This window comes from Flavobacterium sp. HJJ, assembly GCF_015351475.1.
Lineage (GTDB): Bacteria > Bacteroidota > Bacteroidia > Flavobacteriales > Flavobacteriaceae > Flavobacterium > Flavobacterium marginilacus.
On record NZ_JADKPR010000020.1, the window covers coordinates 1 to 22,595 of the forward strand.

The window sequence follows — 22,595 nt, forward strand, 5'->3', positions numbered from 1 at the left end:
TTATAATCATAAAAAAATACGTATCGTTTAATACAAGTGACTTTGAACTGCGCTAGTTACTGGTTATAACGAGAATCTTAGAAATAAATTTTATGATTTAAAAGCACCGCAACCGATACAAAAAAACATTCCTGCTGTTTGAATTTAGTAATCAAAATCGCATATGTACACGATTTTTTATATATTTGAAATTAAGCTTCTGCCTAAACAGCAGGGCGGTCATTTAAAACTAACATCTAAAAAAGAATAAAACAATTGAACACTATTCAATCATTGCCCCCCGATTTAAAATCAGTTATTGGAACAGAAAAAATTGATTTTTCTATTCTTGCCAAGAGAAAACAGCCTTTAAAAAATTCCTTTGGACTTATCATTTTTGGAACCATCTGGACAGCATTTATCAGCATTTTTGTATTTGCTTTTATAGTCCCGCTTTTTAAGGGCGAAGAGGTTCATTTTAAAGTAAACGATGAACCGGTAACCGGCAGCTGGGAGAATTTTGACCAAATGCTTGTTCCTACACTGTTGATTGGAGTTTTTGTTTTAATAGGAATAGGTATTTTAAGCAGCGGTTTTTACTCATTCTTTCAAAAAGGCGGTAATTTTGTAGGCACTCCAAACAGACTGATTCATTACCGAAAAGGAACTATTACCACCTATGACTGGGAGCAGTTTTCAGGAAACATGGAAATAAACAGTAAAAAAGAAGACATGTCAATGGAACTACGCACAGGGAAAATGGTAAGTGAAAAGAACAAACCCGATAAGTATGTTCCCGATGTCATTTATATTTCGGGAGTTACTGATATTTTAGAAATCGAAAGAATATGCAGAAACAGAATTAAAGAAAATGATCCTACTCCTGCCGCTGCTGTTTCCTTTTTTTAATATTTCAAAGTGATTGATACCGCAGAGTATTGACATCAAAAAAGCCTAATCAGAATATTTTGATTAGGCTTTTTTGATAATACTATTTTTACTGGAGTAAATTATGGATTTAATGGCTAGAACATCTAGAGCAAAGTACTAGTATCTTAATAATTGCAATTATTATAAAAATAACTGTCCTCGCAGAGATTCCAGATGAAGATCCTGATGATTCCTGGTTAGCAATATTAGCAAAAACTGTTTCCCTGTTTCTAAGCAAAACGTCTGTTAGATTTTGATCATAAGCTTTATAACCAGCCATTGAGGATATACATGCCATCAAAAAATCAGACTGCCTGTTCGCATTATAGCGCTCAGTGATAATATTCGTCAGACTCCGCACTTTATCATCCATTTCGATAGAACTGAAAAAAGATAATAAATCATAAAAACTTCTGTACTGAATATATGAAATATCAGATTGATCTGTATTGACAGACTGAGTCAGCCTCATTAACAGAAAATCAATTTTAACAATTAATTTTTTATTCAGCTGAAAAAGAGCATCTTCTGGAAAACAGTCTTTGTATTCAAAAACATCAGCGATAGTATCAAACTTGTTCTGGGATAAATATCCATCATAAAAAAGCACCAGATCATCTATAAGAAACTGATTGACAAAACCCTGAATTTTTTCAGAATCATATACTCTTTGTGGTGCAGGAAATTGGTGTCTCGAATAGTTTTTTTTAGAAAAAAGATTAAACAGAAGACGGTTTGAAACCACAAAATAGAGTTCTTGAGGGAATTCCTTGAATGCCAAAACCAGATTATTGGCCGCATTAGTATCTATGTCAGGATTTATTCTTTTTTCAACATTAATCTGTTTTTCTATGCGGATTATTTCTTCTGGGGAAAAGGACTGGATATTGCTTTTATCAATCTTTAACTCTTCAAATAACTCAATTATATTCATACTTTGTGCTAATTTTCAATCACAAACATAGTCAATTTAAAGCTTTTGCAAAACCTTTGATAAAAAATATTATTAGCAAATAACAACCTACAAAATAAATTGTAAATTGCCCATACCTAAAATCCAATTTAAAAATATATGAATGTAATAATAAACCAGCTGTTTGAAATTGAAAAAAAAGCGTTAGAACAAAACATTGATGGTTTTGAGCGAAATCTAAAAAGAATTTACCACGAATTGGAAGAAAAAGGATATAAAATAATAAATCCGCTGGGAACAAATTATGACGAAAGAGACAGTTCTATTGAAGCGAACATACTTAATTCGAATTCAAAAAAAATAACCAAAGTCATCAGACCCACCATTTATAAAACAGAAAACGATACTTTTCAGCTGGTTCAGAAAGCAGTTGTAATCGTAGAATAACAGCAAGCAGTATATGAAAAATATAAATATCGGAATTGATTTGGGAACAACCAATTCGGGAATTGCAAAATATGACAACGGTAAAATCAGTATTTACAAAAACCCTGTTGGTTTCAAAGACACCATTCCATCTGTAGTTTCGTTCCGAAAAGGGCGGATTCAGATAGGCGAAAAAGCCAGAGAACACAGTGCGACAAATGCTGAAAATGTATTTTCGTCCTTCAAACGTAAAATGGGATCCGACGAAGTTTACTATATCAAAGACCTGGATAAAAACTGCAGCCCGATAGAACTGTCATCGATGGTTTTAAACGAGCTGGTTAATTTCGCTCAAGGCGAAAGTTTAAAATCGGCAGTAATTACGATTCCGGCTTCATTTGATACAATTCAGTCCAATGCTACCAAAAAAGCAGGATATCAGGCTGGTTTTGAGGAAATTGTTCTGCTTCAGGAACCAATTGCCGCCTGTCTGGCCTATTCCAATTCCTTGAATCTTGAAATTACCGAAGATAAAAAATGGCTGGTTTACGATTTTGGAGGCGGTACTTTTGACATCGCATTAATCAATATCAATGAGCGAGAACTCAAGGTGTTTGATCATAAAGGCAATAATTTCCTTGGAGGCGTCGATTTGGATACTTTATTTGTCGAGAAAATAATCTGCCCGAAAATAGAAAAACAGACTCAGGAAAAAAACCTTTGGGAGAAACTGATTTCCAAAGAAAATACAGATTACAACAAGCTGTTTTTTGAGCTTCTTTTCAAAGCAGAAGAAGCCAAAAAAGAACTTTCGATAAAAGAAACTTCCAGCATAGAAGTTGATTTCGACGAACTTTCCATCTCATTGGATCTGGACATTGCCCGAAAGGAATTTGAAGCAATCATCAAATCCAAATTTGAAGAATCCTTCCATCTGGTTGAAAAACTGATTAAAGATAATCTGTTAACCTTTTCGGACATCGAGCGCATTATCCTTGTCGGCGGTACAACTTACATTCCGTACATACGCCAGCAATTGCAGGAACGCACCCAAATTCAGGTGGAGACCAGTTTGGATCCGACAACAGCAGTAATCATAGGCGCAGCATATTATGCCGGTTCAAAACCTTCGGAATTAATCGAAGAAGAAATTGTAAAAACACCTCAAATCGAGCAGAACAGTATTCAGGCCGAAACCATCTATGAACCACATTCTAAAGATTCGGAAGAACTGATCGTAGTTCTTTTGACAGAATCATTTGACGGTTATTACAGAATTATACGCGCTGACGGCGGTTTTGACACGGGTCTTTTGAAAGCAAGCAAAAAAATAGCCGAATTTGTTCCTCTGCTGGAAAAAACATCGAATCAGTTCACGCTGTTTTTATACGACAGTCAGCAAAAACAGGTATTCAGCAATGATTCTATCCAGATTACAAATGGACTTTACAGTATTTTAGGCCAGCCGATTCCTAATGACATCTGCCTTGAGCTGGATGAAGAATCCGGCAAAAGCCACATGGAAATTATCTTTAAGAAAAATGATATTCTGCCTTTAAAGAAAACGATTTATAAAACCTGCTCCAAAAACATTCTCAAAAACTCAGATCAAAAACTAATTATCAATGTCGTTGAAGGAAATGCGGGAAGCATGGTCGGCAGTAATCAATCCATTGGTTACATCGAAATATCCGGAAGGGATTTTGACCAGGATTTAGTTAAAGGAATGGATATTGAACTTAATTTCAAAGTTTCGGAATCACGGGATTTAAGCATCGATGTTTATATCAGTGCATTAGATCTGGAAATAAACGAAGTCTTCAATCCGCATCAAAGAATGATTTCCATCGACAAATTATCATCAGAAATCAAAAATGCCTTAGACGCTGTTACTGAAGAAATAAGAAATGAAGTTCAGAATGAAAATTATGAATATTTGGCCAAATTAAAAAGATCTGAAGAATCGCTGAGCATTCTTTACAATGAGGCATTGGAGAATAAAAATGATGCCATTACTGATAAAAAATATCAAATCGATGAGCTGAAAAAAATCTATATTCAGGAATTTGATGATATTATCAGACACAAACATATACTATCTGAACTTGAAGAATACAACAAGATAAAAGACAGTTTTTCATTTTATATTGAAAAAGGAAGTCCGCGCCAAAAGGAAGAGTATGAAAAGATTATAAAAAACGAGAAGGAAATTCTGCAGTCCAACAATAAATATCTGATCCGCAAAAAAAATAAAGAACTGGAAAGCCTGCTGGAAAATATTTATAACAATCAGGACGAAAGCTATATAGACTATTTTTATTATCTGCGTTTTGAAGATCCGAGTATTTTCAAAGACCGCTCAAAACACAGTAAATTGATGGAACTGGGAGAAAAAGCAATCAATAATTCTAATTTAACCGAATTAAAATCAATCTGCCATCAGCTGTATAATTTACTGATTGTTAAGCCCAAAAGAAAAGACGATTTCAATACATTTGACGGGAATCTTGGGATAAAATAACAGTATAAATTTAAACCATATAAGTCATTTAAGCACATTTAAGATTCAATTTTATTAGCTTCTTACTTGTATTAAATGACTTATATGGTAAAAAAACATGTAGTTATTTTGTTCTTACTATTTTAAATCACAACAAGATTTCAAATAATCTGTAATTCAAAATCTGAGTTTGTATTCTAAAAAAATTAAGAACTGGGAAGAAATACCTCAGCCGGAAGACTAAAATAATCTTTCAGTTTTTTTGCCATTTTAAGAGTGATTTCACGTTTGCCTGAAAGCACTGCCGAAACGTGCCCTTTCGTACCTATTAAGGGTTCTAAATCTTTGTTTTTTAAACCCATTTCCTGCATTTTCATTTTGATAACTTCCAGCGCATCAAGTTCAGGCATAGGAAAATGTTTGTCCTCGAAATCTTTTATCAAAAGAAGTAAAACAGCTAGTTCATCATCTTCGGGTGTGCTGGGTTCAGCATGAAATATTTCCATTGCACGTTTTACAGCAATTTTATGTTCGGCTTCTGTTTTTATGACCTTCCAGTTCATTTTTTTATTTTTTATTTTACAGATGTAAATTTTCGTCAAACTCAATGGTTTCAACATCTATTTTATCATATTCTTTATGCGTTCCGAACCAAATTGAATAACACGCTTTTCGTCTAAAATTGAATGAAACCACTAATCTAAAATCATTTCCTTTGATGTTAAAAACGACTCTTTGATTGTTTACTAAACTTGCATTTCTGTAAACTTATTTGAGTTCATTAAAATTGTCAAAATCTTTTTTAGAAACTTCATTATACCATGTCAATAATTGATTTTTTGCAATTGGATATTTTTGAGTATAGTAAATTATTGTGTTTCTGCTAATTATATTCATTGTCAAAGATATAAAATTGTTTTCATTTTGCAAACATTGTTTTGTCTTTCGATTCTAATTACTTTGAATTGAATCACCTGCTGAACAAAGTGATGAGAATTTACGATGCGAAGAATTTAGATAAGATTCTCAAAGATGTACAAATCTGCAATCTAGAATCGTTATTCTACAATCAAACCGCCTCAAACATTTTTCCCGGCAGAGGCCGAATCACACCTTTCAATTCCATATTCAGCAGTAAACCAGAAATCCTGTAAATGGGAAAATCGCAGTGGAGTGCAATAATATCCATCTGTTCTTTACCTGTTTTCAAAAGATAATCATAGACTTTCTGCTCATCATCATCAAGGGTAACAAACAATTGTTTTTGAACTGATTTATTCTCCTGTACAATATCCCAATTCAAGTTATAAATTAAGTCAGCTGCCGAAGTAATTACATTTGCTTTTTGAGTTTTAATCAGATTATTGCAGCCCTGACTGTATTTGTCAGTGGTGCGGCCTGGAACAGCAAATACATCTCGGTTATAATCATTGGCTATATTAGCAGTAATGAGCGAACCGCCTTTATCAGCAGATTCTATGACAATCGTGGCTTCGGACATTCCGGCAACGATGCGGTTGCGCCGAACAAAATTCTCTTTGTCGGGATTGGAAGTGCTCCAAAACTCAGTCATAAAACCGCCATTCTGTTCCATTTTGGCAACATACTTTTTATGGGGTTTGGGATAAATCTGGTTCAAACCATGAGCAACAACGCCAATCGTCTGCAGATCAAGATCCATCGCGAACTGATGTGCCACTATATCAACACCATAAGCAAAACCGCTGACAATTATCGGATCCAGCGGAGCTAAATCTTCAATCAACTTTCGGCAGAATTCCGTTCCATAAGAAGTGATTTGGCGAGTCCCGACAATACTGATTATTTTGCGATTTTTCAAATCGATGTTCCCAGACGAAAATAGTAAAACTGGTCCGTCAATGCAGTGTTTTAATCGATCTGGATAACTGCTGTCCTGAAAACCTGACACGGCAATATTGTTCTTTTGAATAAAATCCAGTTCATTTTTGGCTTTATCAAAAATGGTTTTATCTTTGAAATTCTTCAGTAAAACCGTGCCTACACCATCAATGGAGGCAAGATGCTGGGATTTAGCTTTTAGAATATTTTCGGCTGTTTCAAAGTGAGTGAGCAGTTTTTTGGCCATAATGTCGCCAACGCCCTCTATCCGAAGTAAAGCCAATGTGTAAAATAAATTTTCTTCTGACATATCTTACAATTATAAGACAAATTTTTGAATATCAGAAAGCTTTAAAAATTTAAAGCATTTCTTTTTTAGAATAAATACAAGAAATTGAGTTTTTTGCACATCAAAAATAAAACATAAACAACTGATTCAATAAAACATACAAATTGTTAATAAAAATTGTGAATAAAATTTTGATAACTATTCACGTTGCATAACTTTGTTAACATGAAAATAGAACTTTACATCGCGCAACTTTTATACCGTTACCAATGTGTAACTCTTCCTGGTTTTGGAGCTTTTTTGGCCGAAATCCAATCGGCACAGCTGCTTGAAAGCTCGCATTCTTTTTTCCCGCCAAAAAAGACAATTTCCTTTAATCCTCATATCAAAAACAATGATGGATTATTGGCAAACCATATTGCTCAAACCGAAAAAACTTCATATGATTATGCCGTAAGCGCTATTGAATATGAGGTTTTGAACTGGAAAAAAGCATTACACGAAAACCGTACTTTATCAATAAAAAACATTGGTATCCTTAACTTGAATACCGAAAACAATATTCTTTTTACTCCAAATGAACAAACAAATTACAATGCAAAATCTTTTGGATTGACCACATTTGTTTCACCAGCAATAAAAAGAGAAATTGAACTTCCAAAAACGGAAGTTATAGCGGAGATTCAAAAAACCGTAATCGAAGAAGAAAAACCTCTTTTCAATTTTATTCCGGAAACAGAAACAAGAAAAAATAATTCTTATCTAAAATATGCTGCTGTATTTGTAGTAGGACTTGCTGTTGCCGGATCTGTCGGATATCCCTTGTATCAAAATCAAATTGCGTCCGAAACTCTTTTAGTAGAAACTGCCGTGCAAAAAAAGGTGCAGAATAAAATACAGGAAGCAACTTTCTTTATACAGACACCAATTCCTGCGGTTACACTATCTTTAAAATCTGACAGTAAAGAAGCTGTCAAACTGCCTTATCACATTATGGCCGGCGCTTTCAGAAGTGAAGCAAATGCCCAAAAAAGATACAACCAATTGGTCGCCAAAGGTTATGATGCTAGAGTATTAGGTGTTAACAAAAACGGTTACTACCCTGTTTTATACGGAAGCTACAGCACTTTTGCAGAAGCAGAAAAAGACAAAAAAGAAATCATCGAAACTGATAATCCTCAAGCTTGGATTTTGATTCAGTCTTTGTAAAAAATTTTAAAATACTAAATCCCGAAACAAACCAATATAAAATGGCTTGTTTCGGGATTTTTGTTTTTCTAATGGACCCTAAATGATTTTAAGCCATTTCAGGCTGTTTTTCTTCAAAAACAAACCAAGACAGCTTTTGATGCCTAAAGCCCTTTAAAAGCACAAAAAAGCAGTTTTAGAATCTAAATTGAATCAAATCGTTAATACCGATTTTAGCCTGACAGATAAATTCAATTGTTTAATCACTTCGTTAGTCAAATTCATTCATACTTTCTTCAAATAATTTTCCATTCTCAATCTACTAATTTGATTTTTATTTTGCTGAATAAATACATACAGGACAGGGCATTCGTTTTAAGACTTTTAAATTCAATATACTCAAATTATAAAAAAAGGCACAAAGATGACACGGATTTAACCGATTTTGCACTGACTCCTGCTAAATTCCTAGCAGATTGTAAAATACCGTTTTCATTGTGATATAGTTTAAAAATACCTTTTACAAAAACTATAATAATACAAAAACACCCACAGATTATAAAATTTAATCTATGGGCATTTTTAGTTACAATTAAAACTATATACTGATTAATCAGTCTATAGTTTTAATTGTTTAATCTTCAATCATTTTCCAAAGTAATTCAAAGGTATCTGCAATAAGCTGATCGGATTCGTCTCCAGTAATTTTATTAGAAATAAGATAATAATACAATCCATTTATCTGGGCTGTAAAGAGCGAAAATACAAAACCTACCTGCATCGGCTTTAAAACAACCAGATTAATTCCGTTTTGAATTAAAACATAAAGAGGATGTTCATCATTATTTAAAACTTTAGTAATCCCAGATTTTGAATAAGGAGAATTGATAAACTGCTGCAGATAATGAAACTCCTTCGGATTCTCCAGATTCCATTGCAAAGAAGCAGTAAATAAAGAACGGAAAGATTCTTTTGAAACCGAATTTGACTCAATACTTTCGATAATAAAATCATCCATTTTCTTAATAATGCTGTTGTAAATACTAACGATAAGTATCTCTTTGGTAGCAAAATAATTAAACAAAGTTCCATTAGCAACACCTGCCTCCTGAGCTATTTTACTGGTTGCTGTTCCATGGAAACCATTGTCAACAAAGAGTTTAATAGCTGTTTCAATAATTATTTGATTTTTATTCATAAAATTTAACTGATTAATCAGTCGTAAAGATAAGAATAAATAATAAAAAAAGGTTTTAAACATAATCCTAAAACTGCTGATTCAAAATAAAATCAAAAGTCTCTAATTGTTGTTGGATCGGCTAATGCCAATGAAGCAATTTCATCTTTTCTTTTAAAAACTACACCTTTGTGCTTTTGCATATATTGTATTAAATCATAGGCCGCTTTTACCATCTGAGGAGTTCCTCCGATGCGGTCATGAAAACTAATAGAAAGCTGTCTTCTTCTGAATGAACTTTCAATATAAAGCTGATCAAATTCGGTTTTAACCTGATTAAAAAATTGATCAACCGAAAAATTCCTGCCTTCTATTAAAACAATATCGTTGCATCGAAGTGTATAAGGCACAACTACAAAATCAGAATGATTCACCTGAATAATAAAAGGCTCATCACGGCTCAAATCATCGATATGATACTTAAATCCAAGTTCCTGCAAAATTTTCAGAGTGTTTTCGCCACGCCGTAACCAATTAGCATTATAGCCAACTGCATCAAAACCAGTTGCTTGTTTTATAGCTTCCACTCCATCCTTAATAAACTTTTTTTCTTCCTCATATGGCATTGTATATTGTGAACTCCAATTCATGCCGTGTGCTGCAGCTTCATGACCCCGCTGTACAATCTCTTTGGCCAGCACTGGATTCTTCAATACCGCAGAACCAACCATGTGTGAAGTAACTTTTATACCCAATTTATCCCAGTTATCAAGCATTCTGGGAATTCCTTCTTTGTAACCATAATCAAACCATGTTGCACCAGGCAGATCAACATACCCTTTCTGAATGTTCTGCGGAAAAGGACTTTCGGCATTGACAGGCTGGCCGCCCGCTTCAAACTGCATCGAAATTGAAACTACCAATCTGGAACCATCAGACCATTTTGCAGACTGCGGTTCTCTTTTTTCAATTGGAAAAGCTTTAACAATTTCGGATGGATTAACTATTCCTGCTAATCCGGCTAAACTTCCCTGTTTAATGAAATGACGTCTTGAACTCATTCTGATTATTATTTGATTAAAGAATCCAATGAAATAGTGTTAGCCACAATAAACTGAAGCAAAAAAGCAAAGAAAGCAGCGTGAATCAATTGAGACGGCAAAGCTTCCCAATTCTCAATCAAAGCAGTTCCAAAAACAAGGATAACCATCACGATAGCAGCCACAACTAAAGCTGGTTTGGTAAATAAACCTGCAATGAGCAGAAGTCCAATAAACAGCTCAGCTATCGGCAAAGCATAACTGAAAGGCACCACAACGGTTTTTGGCAAAAGCGATTTTTCAAAACTTTCCGCCATCCAAGAACTGAAGGCCTGCAATTTGGGTATTCTAACCAATCCGTGACCAAACATGCTTGCTCCTATGGCAAGCCGTAACAAGAAATAAACTGTTGCATTCATTTTTAAAATGTTTAAAATTAGAATACAAAGATGAGGCACTCCCATATGCTTCATTTGTATAATCATTGGGAATAATTGTACATTTGTTAGTATGGAAATCCGAAATCTATATCAGCCTTTTGAACTGGAGTTATTGAAAATCGATAACTATGAGAATCGTGAACATAGGAATACCTTTTTTGAAATGGTTTTTGTACTAGAAGGCGAAGGCACACAAATGATTAACAATCATAAATTACCATATGCCAGCAACAAACTTTTTTTGATTTTTCCCCAAGACATACATGGATTCGAAGTTACTACAACCACGAGTTTTTTCTTTCTTCGTTTTAATGACAGTTATCTAAAAACACAGCCGAAAGAATGGATTCAGAAACTAGAACTGATTTTCAACAACCACAATCATCTGCCTGGCTGTATTTTAAAAAATGTTTCAGATAAAGCATTAATTAGAGCCTTAGTCGAAGCGCTTATCCGTGAAAATGCGAACCCGCAATTTCAGCAGCAGGAAGTCATAAAACAGCTGATAAATACAATCATTATCATTGCCTCAAGAAATATATTACTTATGCCGCCAACTGTTACGGATAAATCTAAAACAGATTATTCAATTCAATTGCTGAGTTATATTCACCAAAACATATATGACCCCGCTCTGCTGAAATCTGAGCGGATTGCAGAGCGATTTAATGTTTCTCCCAAGTATATCAGTACATTTTTTAAAATTCATATTGGACAGACTCTTCAGGATTATATCATTACCTATAAAATAAAACTAATTGAAACCAGGCTTCGCTACACAGATATGCAGATCAATGAAATTGTGTATGAACTGGGATTTAGTGATTCCAGCCATTTAAACCGCCTGTTCAAAAAATATAACGGAATAAGTCCAAGCGAGTATAAGAAAATGATGGATGAAAAGCAGACTTCTTTTTAGACCAAAGGCAAATTTTTAAACCGTCGGTGTTCAAAACCAGGAGGTGTTTTTTGTGCAATTTATAAATATACAATCTCAATTAAATAATTTTTAGTCATTTATCGGATTAACATGTTATTTATCAGATTTGTTTTCAGTAAAAAAAACCTTATTATAAGTTTGTATAGGTCTTAATATCAGAAAAATAAAAATTTGGAGTTATAATTAAAATAGAAACTTAAAAAATAACAAGATGAAAACTAATCAAATTTCCAGCAGAGAATGTGCGTTTATAATCTATGGTTATGTAAGCATTTCAACATTTTTATTGATGTCGATTAGCAAACTTACAGACAGTCTTGAAAAAGCTATGAATTTCAATTCATTTGCAACAGCAATAATTGTTTTAAACATGATCGTGTTTCTTACCTCTCTTTTTTATAAAAGAAAACATATTGTACACGGTTAAAATCATTTTTAACTTTAAAAAACAACAACAAAAATCTTCTTAAAATATAGATAGAGACTTGATTTATATCAGTCTCTATTTTTTTTAGACAAGAATAATAATACTGTCGTTTTAACTGCTATTTACCAGTTGCTATGAATAATAAAGCACGGTCTAAAACCTCGTCCTTTCCTTGCTGGATACCTTCAATTGTAGGCTTAATTTCGATGTCTGAAATAATTCCAAATCTTTGTGTTTCTCTTTTATTAAGATTATAAACGCCAATTCTTGACGTTTTTGTAGGTATATGAGTAATTTCAGAAATATAAATTTAAGTCTCATTAAGAGATTTTTGCCTAATCCTAAACTTTTGCGCACGATCCATATAAAACCAACTTTTTATTATACAATTTGCCTAATTAGCAGTTAAAATGAGTTACTCAAGTTACGCTGGAAAAAAGCGTTGAAGCAAAACTCACCGAAAATCATGCTATTAAACAAAATTTGGAAATCCAGGTTGAGGTTATTTAGAGAAACAATTCGGAGGCAGTAAACTATACATGAATTGATTTTAAAATCCTTTCAATTAAGAAAAATATAAGGTATGTTTGTAAAACTAAGCGGTCTGTATTAATAGAACGTATAAATATTATTTTATCAGACTTCAAATGAAAGTTAGTGCCAATTCTGCACAGAACCCAAAATCGACTATATTGAAAAATTTACTAAGAATTGAAATAAATTCAAATAGAATTTATGGATTAGATATTTTAAGAGCTTTGGCTATTATATTTGTTGTTGCTGAACATGGTGAATATCTCATGCCAAAAGCAAGATATAAATATATAAATTTTTTCCTTTTTGATGGAGTGAATATATTCTTTGTTTTAAGTGGCTTTTTAATTGGTGGAATACTTATAAAAATACTTAAAGAAAATAGACTTAATTCAAAGCTAATAATAAACTTTTGGATTAAAAGATGGTTTAGAACATTCCCTAATTATTTTTTAATATTAACAATACTTATATTGCTTAATGTTTTTTTCAATGATAATTTTAGTTTATATGATTATAAACGCTATTTTCTATTTTCACAAAATTTGTTTTCAGCACATCCTAATTTTTTTCCAGAAGCTTGGAGTTTAAGTGTAGAAGAATGGTTTTATCTATTACTTCCTATAGTTTTATTTATTTCAATAAAAGTATTAAAAATTTCAATTGGCAATTCAATACTTTTTTCCGCATTTAGTATAATTATTAGTATTACTCTATTTAGATATTTTAGATATACTACATTAACAATAAATGAATTTTGGGTTTGGGATATTACATTCAGAAAACAAGTTTTCACAAGACTAGATAGCTTAATGTATGGAGTTATAGGTGCATACATTTATTCTCGTTATATTATATTTTGGAATAAATATAGAATTCAATTTTTAGCATTAGGACTTATACTTTATATTTTTATGAAATTTAATTTATTTGAATTCAAGAGTTTTGGATTATTTAATTGTGTTTTTTCATTTTCTTTAACTTCAATAGCAACTCTTTTCTTACTACCATATTTGAGTTCTGTCAAAAAAGGAAAAGGAGTTATTTTTAAACTTATGACATATACGAGTTTAATTTCGTACTCAATGTATCTTATAAATTTAACAATAGTTCAAAATTGGATTTTAGGAAATATAGAGTGGTCAATATTAGAAAACTTTAATAGGTATGTCTTTTTATTAACGAGATATTCAATTTATTGGCTTCTGACAGTAGCTATCTCAATCATAATGCATAAATATTTTGAAATTCCTATTATGAATTTAAGGGATAAAATCAGAATAAAATAACTCACTCACGTTACGCAAAAAAAACATCACGTATTCGGTTTTAACATTTTCATTGTTGATAACTTATCTATGCTAAAAATGTAGTTATGCTGCTCTTTTTGTTTTTGACAATACAGCTAATTCTTTTTGAGCAGCCAAATAAATTTGAGCCTTTATTGCAAAATGATTTTTATGTGTTCTTTGTTACACCAAACACAAATATTATATGGTCTAAATTTCATCTAAAACACATAGCCATACCCCCATACTCATTACCTCATTTTTAGTTGTATTTTTTACGGCATCAGTAATAAAATTTTCGACATCCTCTAATGATTTGTAAAATTTATTAGAGAACTGTCGTTTGTATTTTGCCCACATTTTTTCAGCGGGATTAATACCGAACAAGTTAAAAGAAACCAGTGTATGTGTTAATTATATATCATTTTTTTCCTTAACTTAATGACATTGCGTGTGGGATAGAAATAAGCCGTCAAAGTAGCATGTATAGCCCAATCCAAGAAGCAGCCTCCTTTACACAGCGGGGTCGTGTCCTAAATTATTATTCACAGAACTGAGTAAATAATTCTGAAAGTTTATTTTAACTACGCATTCAGACTTGCCTTAAACATCCTTAACTCTTCCCAGGAAAATTTATCTCCGTATTTTTCTTTTAACGGAGAAACGGATTCTTCAGCGTATCCTTCAAAAGCGTCAGTAAGTGCAAGGATTTTGTCTTCGGGAAGGACTTCCTGAATGGTTATGGTTTTAGACTGAATCAGTTTTGTGAGGTGTGAAAGGATCGTCTCCTGATTGTATTTCCGGATCAGCGCAATTTCAGAAACTGTTTTCTTTTCTAACCACAGCTCATAAGTTAATTCCACTGTAGATTTCTTAGGTTCTTTAGTACCTGCTTTTTTGGGTGAATAGCGGTCAGCATCTTTTTCATCGTCAATAAGAGTAATATTCGCTTTCTTAAAATCTTCAGAAACACGTTCCAGTTTTATTGTTTTATATTGCTTAATTTCTGGTGAAGTCAGTCTTTCCTTGGAAATCGCTTCGCCGTTTACTAAGGTTTCAATCATCAGCTTAGCTTTCATCAGCTGCAGTACAGCTTTAGTCTGTAAATCGTCAAGAATGACTAATTCATCATAAAAAGATTTGGCTTTTTTCTGTCGTTTTATTTCTTCAATTTTCCAAAGGATTTCATATAAAAGCTTGTCCATTGGATCCATGAAATAATTAAAAGCAGCGTTAATACGATCAGAAATATATTTAAATTCAAGCTGTTCGCTGTGGAACAGTTTATCCAGCTGCAGCATAAATTTAGAAGAAGGATCTAAAAGCTGCCAGATTACGCCTGCCTGATTTTTTGCCCAGACTGCATGTTTCGATTTTACTGAATTTTCAGCATCTTCATTGTAGCTGAACTGATGATTGCGCCATTCCTGTGCCAAAACGTTCCAATCAAAACTGTTTTTCAGATAGTTAAGAATAAAATTCTTCGTTTCGCGTTTCAAAGCATTGGCCAAAACTTCGTCTGATGCTTTGTTTTCGGCATAATCCATAACATCCTGATCATTCGAAATACCATTCATCCGCATCGGAGAAAGCAAAATAAGCCCGTTTAAGGAACGCAAACGAGATAATGCTACATACGCCTGCCCAGGCAGGAAAACCTGCGATACATCAAGCACAGCTTTGTCAAAAGTCAATCCCTGGCTTTTGTGAACCGTAATCGCCCAGGCAAGTTTGATAGGATAATGAACAAAAGTTCCCAAAACCTCTTCCTCTATTCCCTTAGTCAGTTCATTTACAGTATAGCGGATGTTCTGCCATTCATATTTATCTACTTCGATCGTTTTATTCTCGTCAGGAAAATGAACCCATATTTCTTTTTTAGTCATTGTTTTTACAATTCCCATTTTCCCGTTGAAATAATTTTTCTCCATCGACAGGTCATTTTTGACAAACATAATCTGTGCACCAACCTTCAGTTGCAAATTGGAATCTACAGGATAAATTTTCTCTGGAAAATCATCTGTAATCTGTGGCAGGAAAGTCATAGCCTCTCCATCTAAATCTTCAAGAGATTGGGCATTCATTACATCAGCTTTGACGTTATGGGTTGTCAGAGTGATATAGCCTTTATTTTCTTTCAGATCAAAATCAGGTTTCACGAATTCGTTAAGCGTCTGAATATCGGTGGCCGTAATCTCATTATTACGAAGATTATTCAAAACCGAAATAAAACGGTCATCAGTCTGGCGGTAGATTTTGGACAATTCAATATACAGCGGCGGATACTGCTGGATCACATGCGCATGAAAAAAGAATTTTCCTCTGTAGTAATTTCGAAGTGTCCTCCATTCTTCATCGCGAATGATTGGTGGTAATTGTAATAAATCACCTATAAACAATACCTGTACACCGCCGAAAGGCTGCACTTTTTTTCGAACTGACTGCATCATAAAATCCATAGCATCAAGCAGATCAGCGCGCAGCATACTGACTTCATCGATTATAAGCAATTCCATGTTTTGTATCACAGCACGCTTTTGTCCGCTCATTTTAAAATGCCTGCGGAGTGTTGCCTTAGTTTCAAACTTTGTCGAATCTGAAAATTGCGGGGCTGAATTATCTGGAATAAAACCGCCAAAAGGCAATTGAAACATCGAATGAATTGTAACACCTCCAGCATTCAACGCTGCTATACCAGTAGGTGCCACAACAACTGTATTCTTGTGGGTAGTAGCAATAATTTCTTTTAAAAGCGTCGTTTTACCAGTTCCGGCTTTACCAGTTAGAAAAATGGATTGCTGAGTTTGGTTAATAAAACGCAGTGCGTAGGCAGCAGCTTCGGATATGGATTGCATTTGGCGAATAATTTAAAAGCTAAAATATAAAATAATGGAAATAAAAAAAACCTTCAATCTAATTCAAGATGAAGGTTTTATCTGTTTAGTTAAACTGAGATTATTTTTTGTCCTCAGCCTTTGGAGCTGATTTATATTTCTCGTTCAATAATTTAATAATCTCTTTTGTAATATCGTATGAATCTTTAGCATAAAGAACAGAAGCCGCATCGCCAGTCCCGTAGATATAGTCATACCCTTTTTCTTTACCGTAATCTTTGATAAATTTTTTAACTCCTTTTACAAGAGAATCCATTTCTTTACCGCTCTCCTGCTGCAATTGCATTTGTAAACCTTGCTGAGCCTGCGCTAACTGCTGCTCTCTGCGCTGTAATTCTGAACCTTTTTTCTGAGCCCATTCCTGACCGTTTGCTCTTGCGTTAGTTTGAAAATTAGCAGCTTCTTGTTTAAATCTGTTAATTTCAGCTTCCAATTGTCTACCTTTCTCAGCAGCCTGTCCTTTGTATTTTGCTTCTAAATCTTTAGTCTCTGTATATTCTTTCATCAGCTCAGCAGTGTCCACATATGCCGTCTTAAATTCTTTCGATTCCGGAGCTTTTTTATCACAAGAAATAAGTGATACTGAAATTGCGATAAATAATAATAATTTCTTCATTTTGGTGTATTTCAAGTTTTTTAGTATGGTTGACAAAAATATAAAAAAATAGATAGTATTGATAAAAAGTTTCAAAAATGCTTTAAATAAATACCATAAAATTTAACTATTAATAATTATAAAGAAATAGTGATTAACTATAATCTAAAACTGCTAAAATATTAAACTAATTAGTTGTTACTACAGCGGGTTTGGGGTTAAATTAAGCCATATTTTCGGATTTGCCAAATCATTCCAAAACAAAATCATTTTTTCATTAAGCCAATTGCTAAAATCCGTTGCAGCTGTTATGCATTCCATTTTTATTTAGTTACAAATTTTTTATAACTATCGACACGGAAAAGAAATGATGAATGTTTGAGTCCTATAACTTTCCCTTCGACAATGTATTCACTTCCTGCTTTTGTTGAAAAATAATCTTTTCCAAACAATTCTTCGGACATATTATTTTTACCTGTCAGATATAAGTCAAAACCGCTTGGTTTAAAACTCTTTTTTTTGATTTTATTTTCTTCGTCAATTATTGCCATTATAGATTTTGAAATATATAATTTTCCACTTTCTATGTACGCATCTAGATATTCAGTTCCTTCTTTATGACTTATCCTAATTTCGCTAATCGTATCTTTTACATTATATTGATTAAATTCATTTTTTTTTAGCCAATATTTTTTTCTAATTCTGAATTTTTAGATTTAGAGCAGGAAAGCGAAAATAATATTAAAATTGAAAAAATATATTTCATTTCGAATATTTGGATTGCTAGTTTTTTTCGGTTTTCTGTCGATCGAAACTGACGCATAACTAGTTGTTACTAATGATGTAAATATGTGATGAATATTCCATATCCTTTTTTGCTTTCCAGTTAGACTTAAGTCCAATAAAAAAAGCTTTGAAATAATTCATTTTTCCGTTTTTGTATTTCTCAGAAAGGAGGCTCACGTAAAAAGAATCAAATTTCATTGGCAAAACTTTCTTTAAATTCATTTTTTCTTTTGCAAAAAGTAATTCAATCGCTTTTTTAGAGAAATGCCAAAAATGAATAGGTACATCATAAGCTGCCCAAAAATTACCATAATGTCTTGCATCAAAAGATTTGAAATTTGGAACTGCTACTATCAAAGTTCCTGTAGGCTTTAATAATCGTTTCAATTCTTTAATCTGTTCCTCTAGATTTGGAACGTGCTCCAAAACATGCCACATTGAAATAATATCAAAAGAATGACTTTCCAATTCGGAAGTATTTTCTACAAAATTTACTCCTTTGTTTTTTGCGATAGCTTTTGCTTTGTCACTAGGTTCTGTTCCCATAGTTTTCCAGCCGTCTTTTCCAGCAACAGCCAAAAATTCTCCTGTACCTGCTCCAATATCTAAAATAAATCCTTTTGAAGGCTGATAAGAATTGATTAAATCCAATTTGTTTTTTAAAGCAATATTTTTCACGAAATGATATGCTTTTTCAAATAATGATCTTTTCGAATCTGTATGCGAAATGTAATCGGCACTTTCGTAATATCTGCCTAAAATATCTAAACTTGGCTGCGGATGCGTAACCAGCATATCCAATGAGTCATCATGATACAAATCGAAAGTTTCTTGCGAAACTGAATAATCTTTTACAGTAAGAAAGTGTTTTTTGTTTGTAATATCCATTAGTGTTTTTAAATAAATAATTTCAGCTCGATTCAAAAGCTGAAAAGAAATTCTTTTAATTTTATTGGGCTTGAAAAAATATTAATTTGCTATGTTCTCTCCCATCTTATTTTCACAGCAGAAATTTTTTCATTTTCCAACCGTATATTCTCGTTCACTATAAATCCGCATTTAGTATAAAAAACTAATGGGGATAAATATTGTTTTTTATTTCTTTTTAAAAAATTCTCATGATCTGTTACCCAACCGTTCAAAACCAAATTATCCATTTTTAACTGATCAAGCAAAAGCAATCCAAATCCTTTTCCTTGTATTGTGGTATCAATTATAATTCCAAACCAATCTTCATTATCTCTTAAAAAGGTAAAAGCCCAACCCTGAAGTTGCTTTAAATCATCAATCAGTAAATAATGTTTTATATTTAAAAGTCCTTCTAAATACTTTTCAAATTCTTCTAATTCATTATAAAAAATTCTCTCAGGATATTCAGAATTCCAAAGTTCAAACAACCTTTGCTTTTGTTCAGAAGTTAAAATACTAGTTTGAACAATATTCATTTTTCTAATCATTAAAAATCTATTAACTCAACAAATATAGGCAATACGACAGTAGTTTCACGTGGAACATATCAATTTTATTTTTTTTATTACTTCGAGACTAGTATCATTTTACAGAAAAAAATTAAATATAATTTTCAAATTCTAGTCCTAACAATTTTTACTTCTGTATATTTTTACGTGAATTTGGGTTCACAAAGTCACAGAAATACAAAGCATATTTAAACTTTTTAATACTTGTAATTATTTACAAATAGTAATTTGTGTTCTTTTCAAATCTTTTAAAAAAACAACTTAAAGTAAAACTTCAAATAAAAAAAATAAAACACTATAAAATTGAATTTATCCTTAAGCAAAACCAGTCTGCGCTTTCAATTCAGAGTTTAATTTTAAGAGGCACTAAAATCTCTCAATTCATTTCATTCAAAAATTAAATTTTAATTATCATCATTTTCATTTCTTTGATGATGTTCCAAATATTCATTTACTATTTTATCCGTGATATCTTCAGTACTTCAAATACAATAACAACTTGCTTAAAAATATTATTCAAAACAACTATTCTTCAACTCAGTAAATTCCATTTAAATTTTTATTGAAAACCGTCCACTACTTTTTAAATAAAAATTGTATTAACATTATAATTTGGAGCATATTAACTTGACCCGAAATAAATAACTCCCTTTAAAATTTCGACAGCAAAAGTTAACAACAACACTCTTAAACATCACCATTAAAACTTAAAATCTAAATTTTATAATCCAAACAAAATAATATATTAATCTGCTTACCATGCACGAATCTTTTCTAAATATCTGCATTTATAAACAAAAAACACTCTGCACATTCAGTACAGAGGTTTATCTTACAAGTGACTGAAAGTCTCTCAATTTTAAAAACTGTTTATCAATACTAAGGTCAAAAATTAGATTTTTTCGCATTACTAAAATACTGCAATAAACAACAAAATTCCAAACCCGATATTGTAACCAATAAAATTTTAGTTATCTGCCCATATAAATCAAAAGCACCGAAATATCACTCGGTGAAACACCACTAATTCTTGATGCCTGAGAAATTGTTACAGGTTTAATCTTATTCAATTTTTGCTTCGCTTCAATCGACATTGATTTTATTTTATTATAATCAAAATCCTCAGGAATTTTTACATCTTCCAAACGCGAAAGTTTATCTGCATTATTTCTTTCCTTTTCAATATAACCTGAATATTTTACCTGAATTTCGGCTTGTTCCAAAATTTCCTGATCAAGATCATTTTCGGCAACATATTCCTTTACTTTTTCAAATTTCAAAATATCTTCCAAATCAATCTGCGGTCTGGAAAATATTTTAAACATTTTATCACCCTGTGAAATTAAAGCTGATTCCTTTTCTTCAAGAATTGGATTTGTCTCAGCAACTGAAACACTCGTCTCTTTGAAAAAAGAAACCATCCTTTCAGATTCATTTAATTTCTTTTCCATACGGCGTAAACGCGCTTCCGAAGCTAAACCAATTTCATACGACAAAGGTGTCAATCTAAAATCAGCATTGTCCTGACGAAGCAGAGTTCGATATTCCGCTCTAGACGTAAACATACGATAAGGTTCTTCTGTACCTTTTGTAATTAGATCATCAATCAAAACTCCGATATATGCTTCATCTCTTTTTAAAATCAACGGCGCTTTTTCGTGAACTTTTAAATGAGCGTTAATTCCGGCCATCAAACCTTGAGAAGCAGCTTCTTCATAACCAGTTGTTCCATTAATCTGTCCAGCAAAATACAAACCTTCAACTAGCTTCGTTTCCAAAGTATGTTTCAATTGCGTCGGAGGAAAATAATCATATTCGATTGCATAACCAGGACGAAAGAATTTCACATTTTCAAAACCGGCAACTGTACGCAAAGCTTTGAACTGAATATCCTCCGGCAAAGAAGTTGAAAAACCATTTACATAAACCTCACAAGTATTCCATCCTTCTGGTTCAACAAAAAGCTGGTGACGCTCTTTATCTGCAAAACGATTTATTTTATCTTCAATCGAAGGACAATATCTTGGACCGATACTTTTAATTCTTCCGTTAAACATTGGAGAACGATCAAAACCTTCTCTCAAAATATTATGCACCTCATTCGAGGTATATGTCATATGACAGGATTTTTGAAACGCCAAAGGTTTTGTCAAATCTGAATATGAAAACTTATCTGGTTTAGTATCTCCTTTTTCTTCATTCATTTTAGAATAATCCAAAGAACGTCCATCCACTCGCGGAGGTGTTCCTGTTTTCATTCTTCCCGCTTCAAAACCGGCTTGAATCAAATCTTCGGTAATTCCGAACGCGGCACTTTCACCAGCACGTCCTCCTCCAAATTGCTTTTCTCCGATATGAATCAAACCATTCAAAAAAGTACCATTTGTCAAAACAACTGATTTAGATCTGATCTCTACTCCTAACGAAGTTCTGATTCCTTTTATCTTTCCGTTTTCTATTATCAGCCCCTTTACCATTTCCTGATAAAAATCTAAATTCGGAGTTCCTTCAAGCATCATTCTCCATTCTTCTGCAAAACGCATACGGTCACTTTGAACTCTCGGTGACCACATTGCAGGGCCTTTTGATTTATTCAGCATCTTGAACTGAATTGCAGTTCTGTCTGAAACAATTCCGGAATATCCTCCAAGCGCATCAATCTCACGAACAATTTGTCCTTTCGCTATTCCACCCATTGCAGGATTACACGACATTTGTGCAATGTTCTGCAGACTCATTGTAACCAATAAAGTTTTGGATCCCAAATTTGCTGCCGCTGCCGCGGCCTCGGAACCTGCGTGACCCGCACCAACAACAATTACATCATACTCTTCTAAAAACATTTTTCTTTTATATTAATCCTTTTCAAAAGGAATTATGAATTTCCAAACCTACGTTCCACGTGAAACA

The 22,595-nt window shown here is 32.8% G+C and carries 21 protein-coding genes and 1 pseudogene; 7 read left to right on the plus strand and 15 right to left on the minus strand.

The window, feature by feature from the left end; all coding sequences use genetic code 11:
• Nucleotides 1-255 precede the first annotated feature (255 nt).
• Nucleotides 256-888, plus strand: coding sequence for a hypothetical protein (locus tag IRZ80_RS15250; RefSeq protein WP_194642442.1), 633 nt, complete (start codon nucleotides 256-258; stop codon nucleotides 886-888).
• A gap of 109 nt (nucleotides 889-997) precedes the next feature.
• Here IRZ80_RS15250 and IRZ80_RS15255 read toward each other — a convergent pair whose 3' ends face one another.
• On the minus strand, nucleotides 998-1,843 hold the full coding sequence (locus IRZ80_RS15255; protein ID WP_194642443.1) for a hypothetical protein: 846 nt from the start codon (nucleotides 1,841-1,843) through the stop codon (nucleotides 998-1,000).
• Between the two features lie 138 nt (nucleotides 1,844-1,981).
• Here IRZ80_RS15255 and IRZ80_RS15260 point away from each other — a divergent pair, with 138 nt between their 5' ends.
• Together IRZ80_RS15260 and IRZ80_RS15265 are read left to right on the plus strand one after the other, a co-directional pair.
• Entirely contained in the window at nucleotides 1,982-2,269 is a 288-nt protein-coding gene (locus IRZ80_RS15260) for a hypothetical protein (RefSeq protein WP_194642444.1), read from the plus strand.
• A 13-nt stretch (nucleotides 2,270-2,282) separates the two neighbouring features.
• The gene (locus tag IRZ80_RS15265) at nucleotides 2,283-4,769 is read left to right on the plus strand and encodes an Hsp70 family protein (RefSeq protein WP_194642445.1); all 2,487 of its coding nucleotides are present in this window, start codon (nucleotides 2,283-2,285) and stop codon (nucleotides 4,767-4,769) included.
• Between the two features lie 185 nt (nucleotides 4,770-4,954).
• Here the strand turns inward: IRZ80_RS15265 and IRZ80_RS15270 are convergent, their stop codons facing one another.
• The 4 genes and pseudogenes from IRZ80_RS15270 to dprA all read right to left on the minus strand — a co-directional run bounded on the left by IRZ80_RS15270 (nucleotide 4,955) and on the right by dprA (nucleotide 6,918).
• Nucleotides 4,955-5,311, minus strand: coding sequence for a type II toxin-antitoxin system HigA family antitoxin (locus IRZ80_RS15270; protein WP_194642446.1), 357 nt, complete (start codon nucleotides 5,309-5,311; stop codon nucleotides 4,955-4,957).
• A gap of 16 nt (nucleotides 5,312-5,327) precedes the next feature.
• Nucleotides 5,328-5,504: pseudogene (locus IRZ80_RS21270) on the minus strand (type II toxin-antitoxin system HigB family toxin); the annotation flags it as partial.
• A 12-nt stretch (nucleotides 5,505-5,516) separates the two neighbouring features.
• A complete protein-coding gene (locus IRZ80_RS21155; protein ID WP_255549692.1) occupies nucleotides 5,517-5,645 on the minus strand; it encodes a hypothetical protein in 129 nt (42 codons plus the stop codon).
• A 172-nt stretch (nucleotides 5,646-5,817) separates the two neighbouring features.
• Complete coding sequence (gene dprA / locus IRZ80_RS15280) at nucleotides 5,818-6,918, minus strand: DNA-processing protein DprA (RefSeq protein ID WP_194642447.1); 1,101 nt, start codon at nucleotides 6,916-6,918, stop codon at nucleotides 5,818-5,820.
• Between the two features lie 204 nt (nucleotides 6,919-7,122).
• Here dprA and IRZ80_RS15285 point away from each other — a divergent pair, with 204 nt between their 5' ends.
• Nucleotides 7,123-8,106, plus strand: a complete 984-nt coding sequence (locus tag IRZ80_RS15285; protein WP_194642448.1) for an SPOR domain-containing protein — start codon at nucleotides 7,123-7,125, stop codon at nucleotides 8,104-8,106.
• 613 nt (nucleotides 8,107-8,719) lie between these two features.
• Here the strand turns inward: IRZ80_RS15285 and IRZ80_RS15290 are convergent.
• The 3 genes from IRZ80_RS15290 to IRZ80_RS15300 all read right to left on the minus strand — a co-directional run bounded on the left by IRZ80_RS15290 (nucleotide 8,720) and on the right by IRZ80_RS15300 (nucleotide 10,721).
• Nucleotides 8,720-9,283 carry a TetR/AcrR family transcriptional regulator gene (locus IRZ80_RS15290; RefSeq protein ID WP_194642449.1) on the minus strand — a complete coding sequence of 188 codons (564 nt, stop codon included), beginning with the start codon at nucleotides 9,281-9,283 and terminating at the stop codon, nucleotides 8,720-8,722.
• Between the two features lie 92 nt (nucleotides 9,284-9,375).
• Complete coding sequence (locus IRZ80_RS15295; RefSeq protein WP_194642450.1) at nucleotides 9,376-10,323, minus strand: polysaccharide deacetylase family protein; 948 nt, start codon at nucleotides 10,321-10,323, stop codon at nucleotides 9,376-9,378.
• Between the two features lie 8 nt (nucleotides 10,324-10,331).
• Nucleotides 10,332-10,721: a DoxX family protein gene (locus tag IRZ80_RS15300; protein WP_194642451.1), complete on the minus strand. Its 390-nt coding sequence runs from the start codon at nucleotides 10,719-10,721 to the stop codon at nucleotides 10,332-10,334.
• A 91-nt stretch (nucleotides 10,722-10,812) separates the two neighbouring features.
• Between IRZ80_RS15300 and IRZ80_RS15305 the strand changes: the two genes are divergently transcribed.
• From IRZ80_RS15305 to IRZ80_RS15315, 3 genes are all read left to right on the plus strand, one after another.
• Nucleotides 10,813-11,661, plus strand: a complete 849-nt coding sequence (locus IRZ80_RS15305; protein ID WP_194642452.1) for an AraC family transcriptional regulator — start codon at nucleotides 10,813-10,815, stop codon at nucleotides 11,659-11,661.
• A gap of 232 nt (nucleotides 11,662-11,893) precedes the next feature.
• Nucleotides 11,894-12,109: a hypothetical protein gene (locus IRZ80_RS15310; RefSeq protein ID WP_194642453.1), complete on the plus strand. Its 216-nt coding sequence runs from the start codon at nucleotides 11,894-11,896 to the stop codon at nucleotides 12,107-12,109.
• Between the two features lie 692 nt (nucleotides 12,110-12,801).
• Nucleotides 12,802-13,932, plus strand: a complete 1,131-nt coding sequence (locus IRZ80_RS15315) for an acyltransferase family protein (protein ID WP_194642454.1) — start codon at nucleotides 12,802-12,804, stop codon at nucleotides 13,930-13,932.
• A 210-nt stretch (nucleotides 13,933-14,142) separates the two neighbouring features.
• Here the strand turns inward: IRZ80_RS15315 and IRZ80_RS15320 are convergent, their stop codons facing one another.
• From IRZ80_RS15320 to mnmG, 7 genes are all read right to left on the minus strand, one after another.
• Nucleotides 14,143-14,292, minus strand: a complete 150-nt coding sequence (locus IRZ80_RS15320) for a hypothetical protein (protein ID WP_194642455.1) — start codon at nucleotides 14,290-14,292, stop codon at nucleotides 14,143-14,145.
• Between the two features lie 224 nt (nucleotides 14,293-14,516).
• On the minus strand, nucleotides 14,517-16,787 hold the full coding sequence (locus IRZ80_RS15325) for a helix-turn-helix domain-containing protein (RefSeq protein ID WP_194642456.1): 2,271 nt from the start codon (nucleotides 16,785-16,787) through the stop codon (nucleotides 14,517-14,519).
• Between the two features lie 100 nt (nucleotides 16,788-16,887).
• Nucleotides 16,888-17,442 carry an OmpH family outer membrane protein gene (locus IRZ80_RS15330; RefSeq protein ID WP_194642457.1) on the minus strand — a complete coding sequence of 185 codons (555 nt, stop codon included), beginning with the start codon at nucleotides 17,440-17,442 and terminating at the stop codon, nucleotides 16,888-16,890.
• 302 nt (nucleotides 17,443-17,744) lie between these two features.
• Complete coding sequence (locus tag IRZ80_RS15335; protein WP_194642458.1) at nucleotides 17,745-17,972, minus strand: hypothetical protein; 228 nt, start codon at nucleotides 17,970-17,972, stop codon at nucleotides 17,745-17,747.
• Nucleotides 17,973-18,246: 274 nt separating this feature from the next.
• Entirely contained in the window at nucleotides 18,247-19,095 is an 849-nt protein-coding gene (locus tag IRZ80_RS15340; protein WP_194642459.1) for a class I SAM-dependent methyltransferase, read from the minus strand.
• 89 nt (nucleotides 19,096-19,184) lie between these two features.
• Nucleotides 19,185-19,652 carry a hypothetical protein gene (locus IRZ80_RS15345; RefSeq protein ID WP_194642460.1) on the minus strand — a complete coding sequence of 156 codons (468 nt, stop codon included), beginning with the start codon at nucleotides 19,650-19,652 and terminating at the stop codon, nucleotides 19,185-19,187.
• Between the two features lie 1,004 nt (nucleotides 19,653-20,656).
• Nucleotides 20,657-22,528: a tRNA uridine-5-carboxymethylaminomethyl(34) synthesis enzyme MnmG gene (gene mnmG / locus IRZ80_RS15350; protein ID WP_194642461.1), complete on the minus strand. Its 1,872-nt coding sequence runs from the start codon at nucleotides 22,526-22,528 to the stop codon at nucleotides 20,657-20,659.
• Nucleotides 22,529-22,595 lie beyond the last annotated feature (67 nt).

What these genes read in the sequence shown, in the direction of transcription:
- IRZ80_RS15310 (WP_194642453.1), top strand. Translation starts at nt 11,894, where the DNA reads ATGAAAACTAATCAAATTTCCAGCAGAGAATGTGCGTTTATAATCTAT.
- IRZ80_RS21155 (WP_255549692.1), bottom strand. Translation starts at nt 5,645, where the DNA reads ATGAATATAATTAGCAGAAACACAATAATTTACTATACTCAAAAATAT.
- IRZ80_RS15290 (WP_194642449.1), bottom strand. Translation starts at nt 9,283, where the DNA reads ATGAATAAAAATCAAATAATTATTGAAACAGCTATTAAACTCTTTGTT.
- IRZ80_RS15270 (WP_194642446.1), bottom strand. Translation starts at nt 5,311, where the DNA reads ATGAACTGGAAGGTCATAAAAACAGAAGCCGAACATAAAATTGCTGTA.
- IRZ80_RS15255 (WP_194642443.1), bottom strand. Translation starts at nt 1,843, where the DNA reads ATGAATATAATTGAGTTATTTGAAGAGTTAAAGATTGATAAAAGCAAT.
- IRZ80_RS15300 (WP_194642451.1), bottom strand. Translation starts at nt 10,721, where the DNA reads ATGAATGCAACAGTTTATTTCTTGTTACGGCTTGCCATAGGAGCAAGC.
- IRZ80_RS15330 (WP_194642457.1), bottom strand. Translation starts at nt 17,442, where the DNA reads ATGAAGAAATTATTATTATTTATCGCAATTTCAGTATCACTTATTTCT.
- IRZ80_RS15325 (WP_194642456.1), bottom strand. Translation starts at nt 16,787, where the DNA reads ATGCAATCCATATCCGAAGCTGCTGCCTACGCACTGCGTTTTATTAAC.
- IRZ80_RS15260 (WP_194642444.1), top strand. Translation starts at nt 1,982, where the DNA reads ATGAATGTAATAATAAACCAGCTGTTTGAAATTGAAAAAAAAGCGTTA.
- IRZ80_RS15305 (WP_194642452.1), top strand. Translation starts at nt 10,813, where the DNA reads ATGGAAATCCGAAATCTATATCAGCCTTTTGAACTGGAGTTATTGAAA.
- IRZ80_RS15340 (WP_194642459.1), bottom strand. Translation starts at nt 19,095, where the DNA reads ATGGATATTACAAACAAAAAACACTTTCTTACTGTAAAAGATTATTCA.
- IRZ80_RS15345 (WP_194642460.1), bottom strand. Translation starts at nt 19,652, where the DNA reads ATGAATATTGTTCAAACTAGTATTTTAACTTCTGAACAAAAGCAAAGG.
- IRZ80_RS15295 (WP_194642450.1), bottom strand. Translation starts at nt 10,323, where the DNA reads ATGAGTTCAAGACGTCATTTCATTAAACAGGGAAGTTTAGCCGGATTA.
- IRZ80_RS15320 (WP_194642455.1), bottom strand. Translation starts at nt 14,292, where the DNA reads ATGTGGGCAAAATACAAACGACAGTTCTCTAATAAATTTTACAAATCA.
- IRZ80_RS15335 (WP_194642458.1), bottom strand. Translation starts at nt 17,972, where the DNA reads ATGGCAATAATTGACGAAGAAAATAAAATCAAAAAAAAGAGTTTTAAA.
- IRZ80_RS15265 (WP_194642445.1), top strand. Translation starts at nt 2,283, where the DNA reads ATGAAAAATATAAATATCGGAATTGATTTGGGAACAACCAATTCGGGA.
- mnmG (WP_194642461.1), bottom strand. Translation starts at nt 22,528, where the DNA reads ATGTTTTTAGAAGAGTATGATGTAATTGTTGTTGGTGCGGGTCACGCA.
- dprA (WP_194642447.1), bottom strand. Translation starts at nt 6,918, where the DNA reads ATGTCAGAAGAAAATTTATTTTACACATTGGCTTTACTTCGGATAGAG.
- IRZ80_RS15285 (WP_194642448.1), top strand. Translation starts at nt 7,123, where the DNA reads ATGAAAATAGAACTTTACATCGCGCAACTTTTATACCGTTACCAATGT.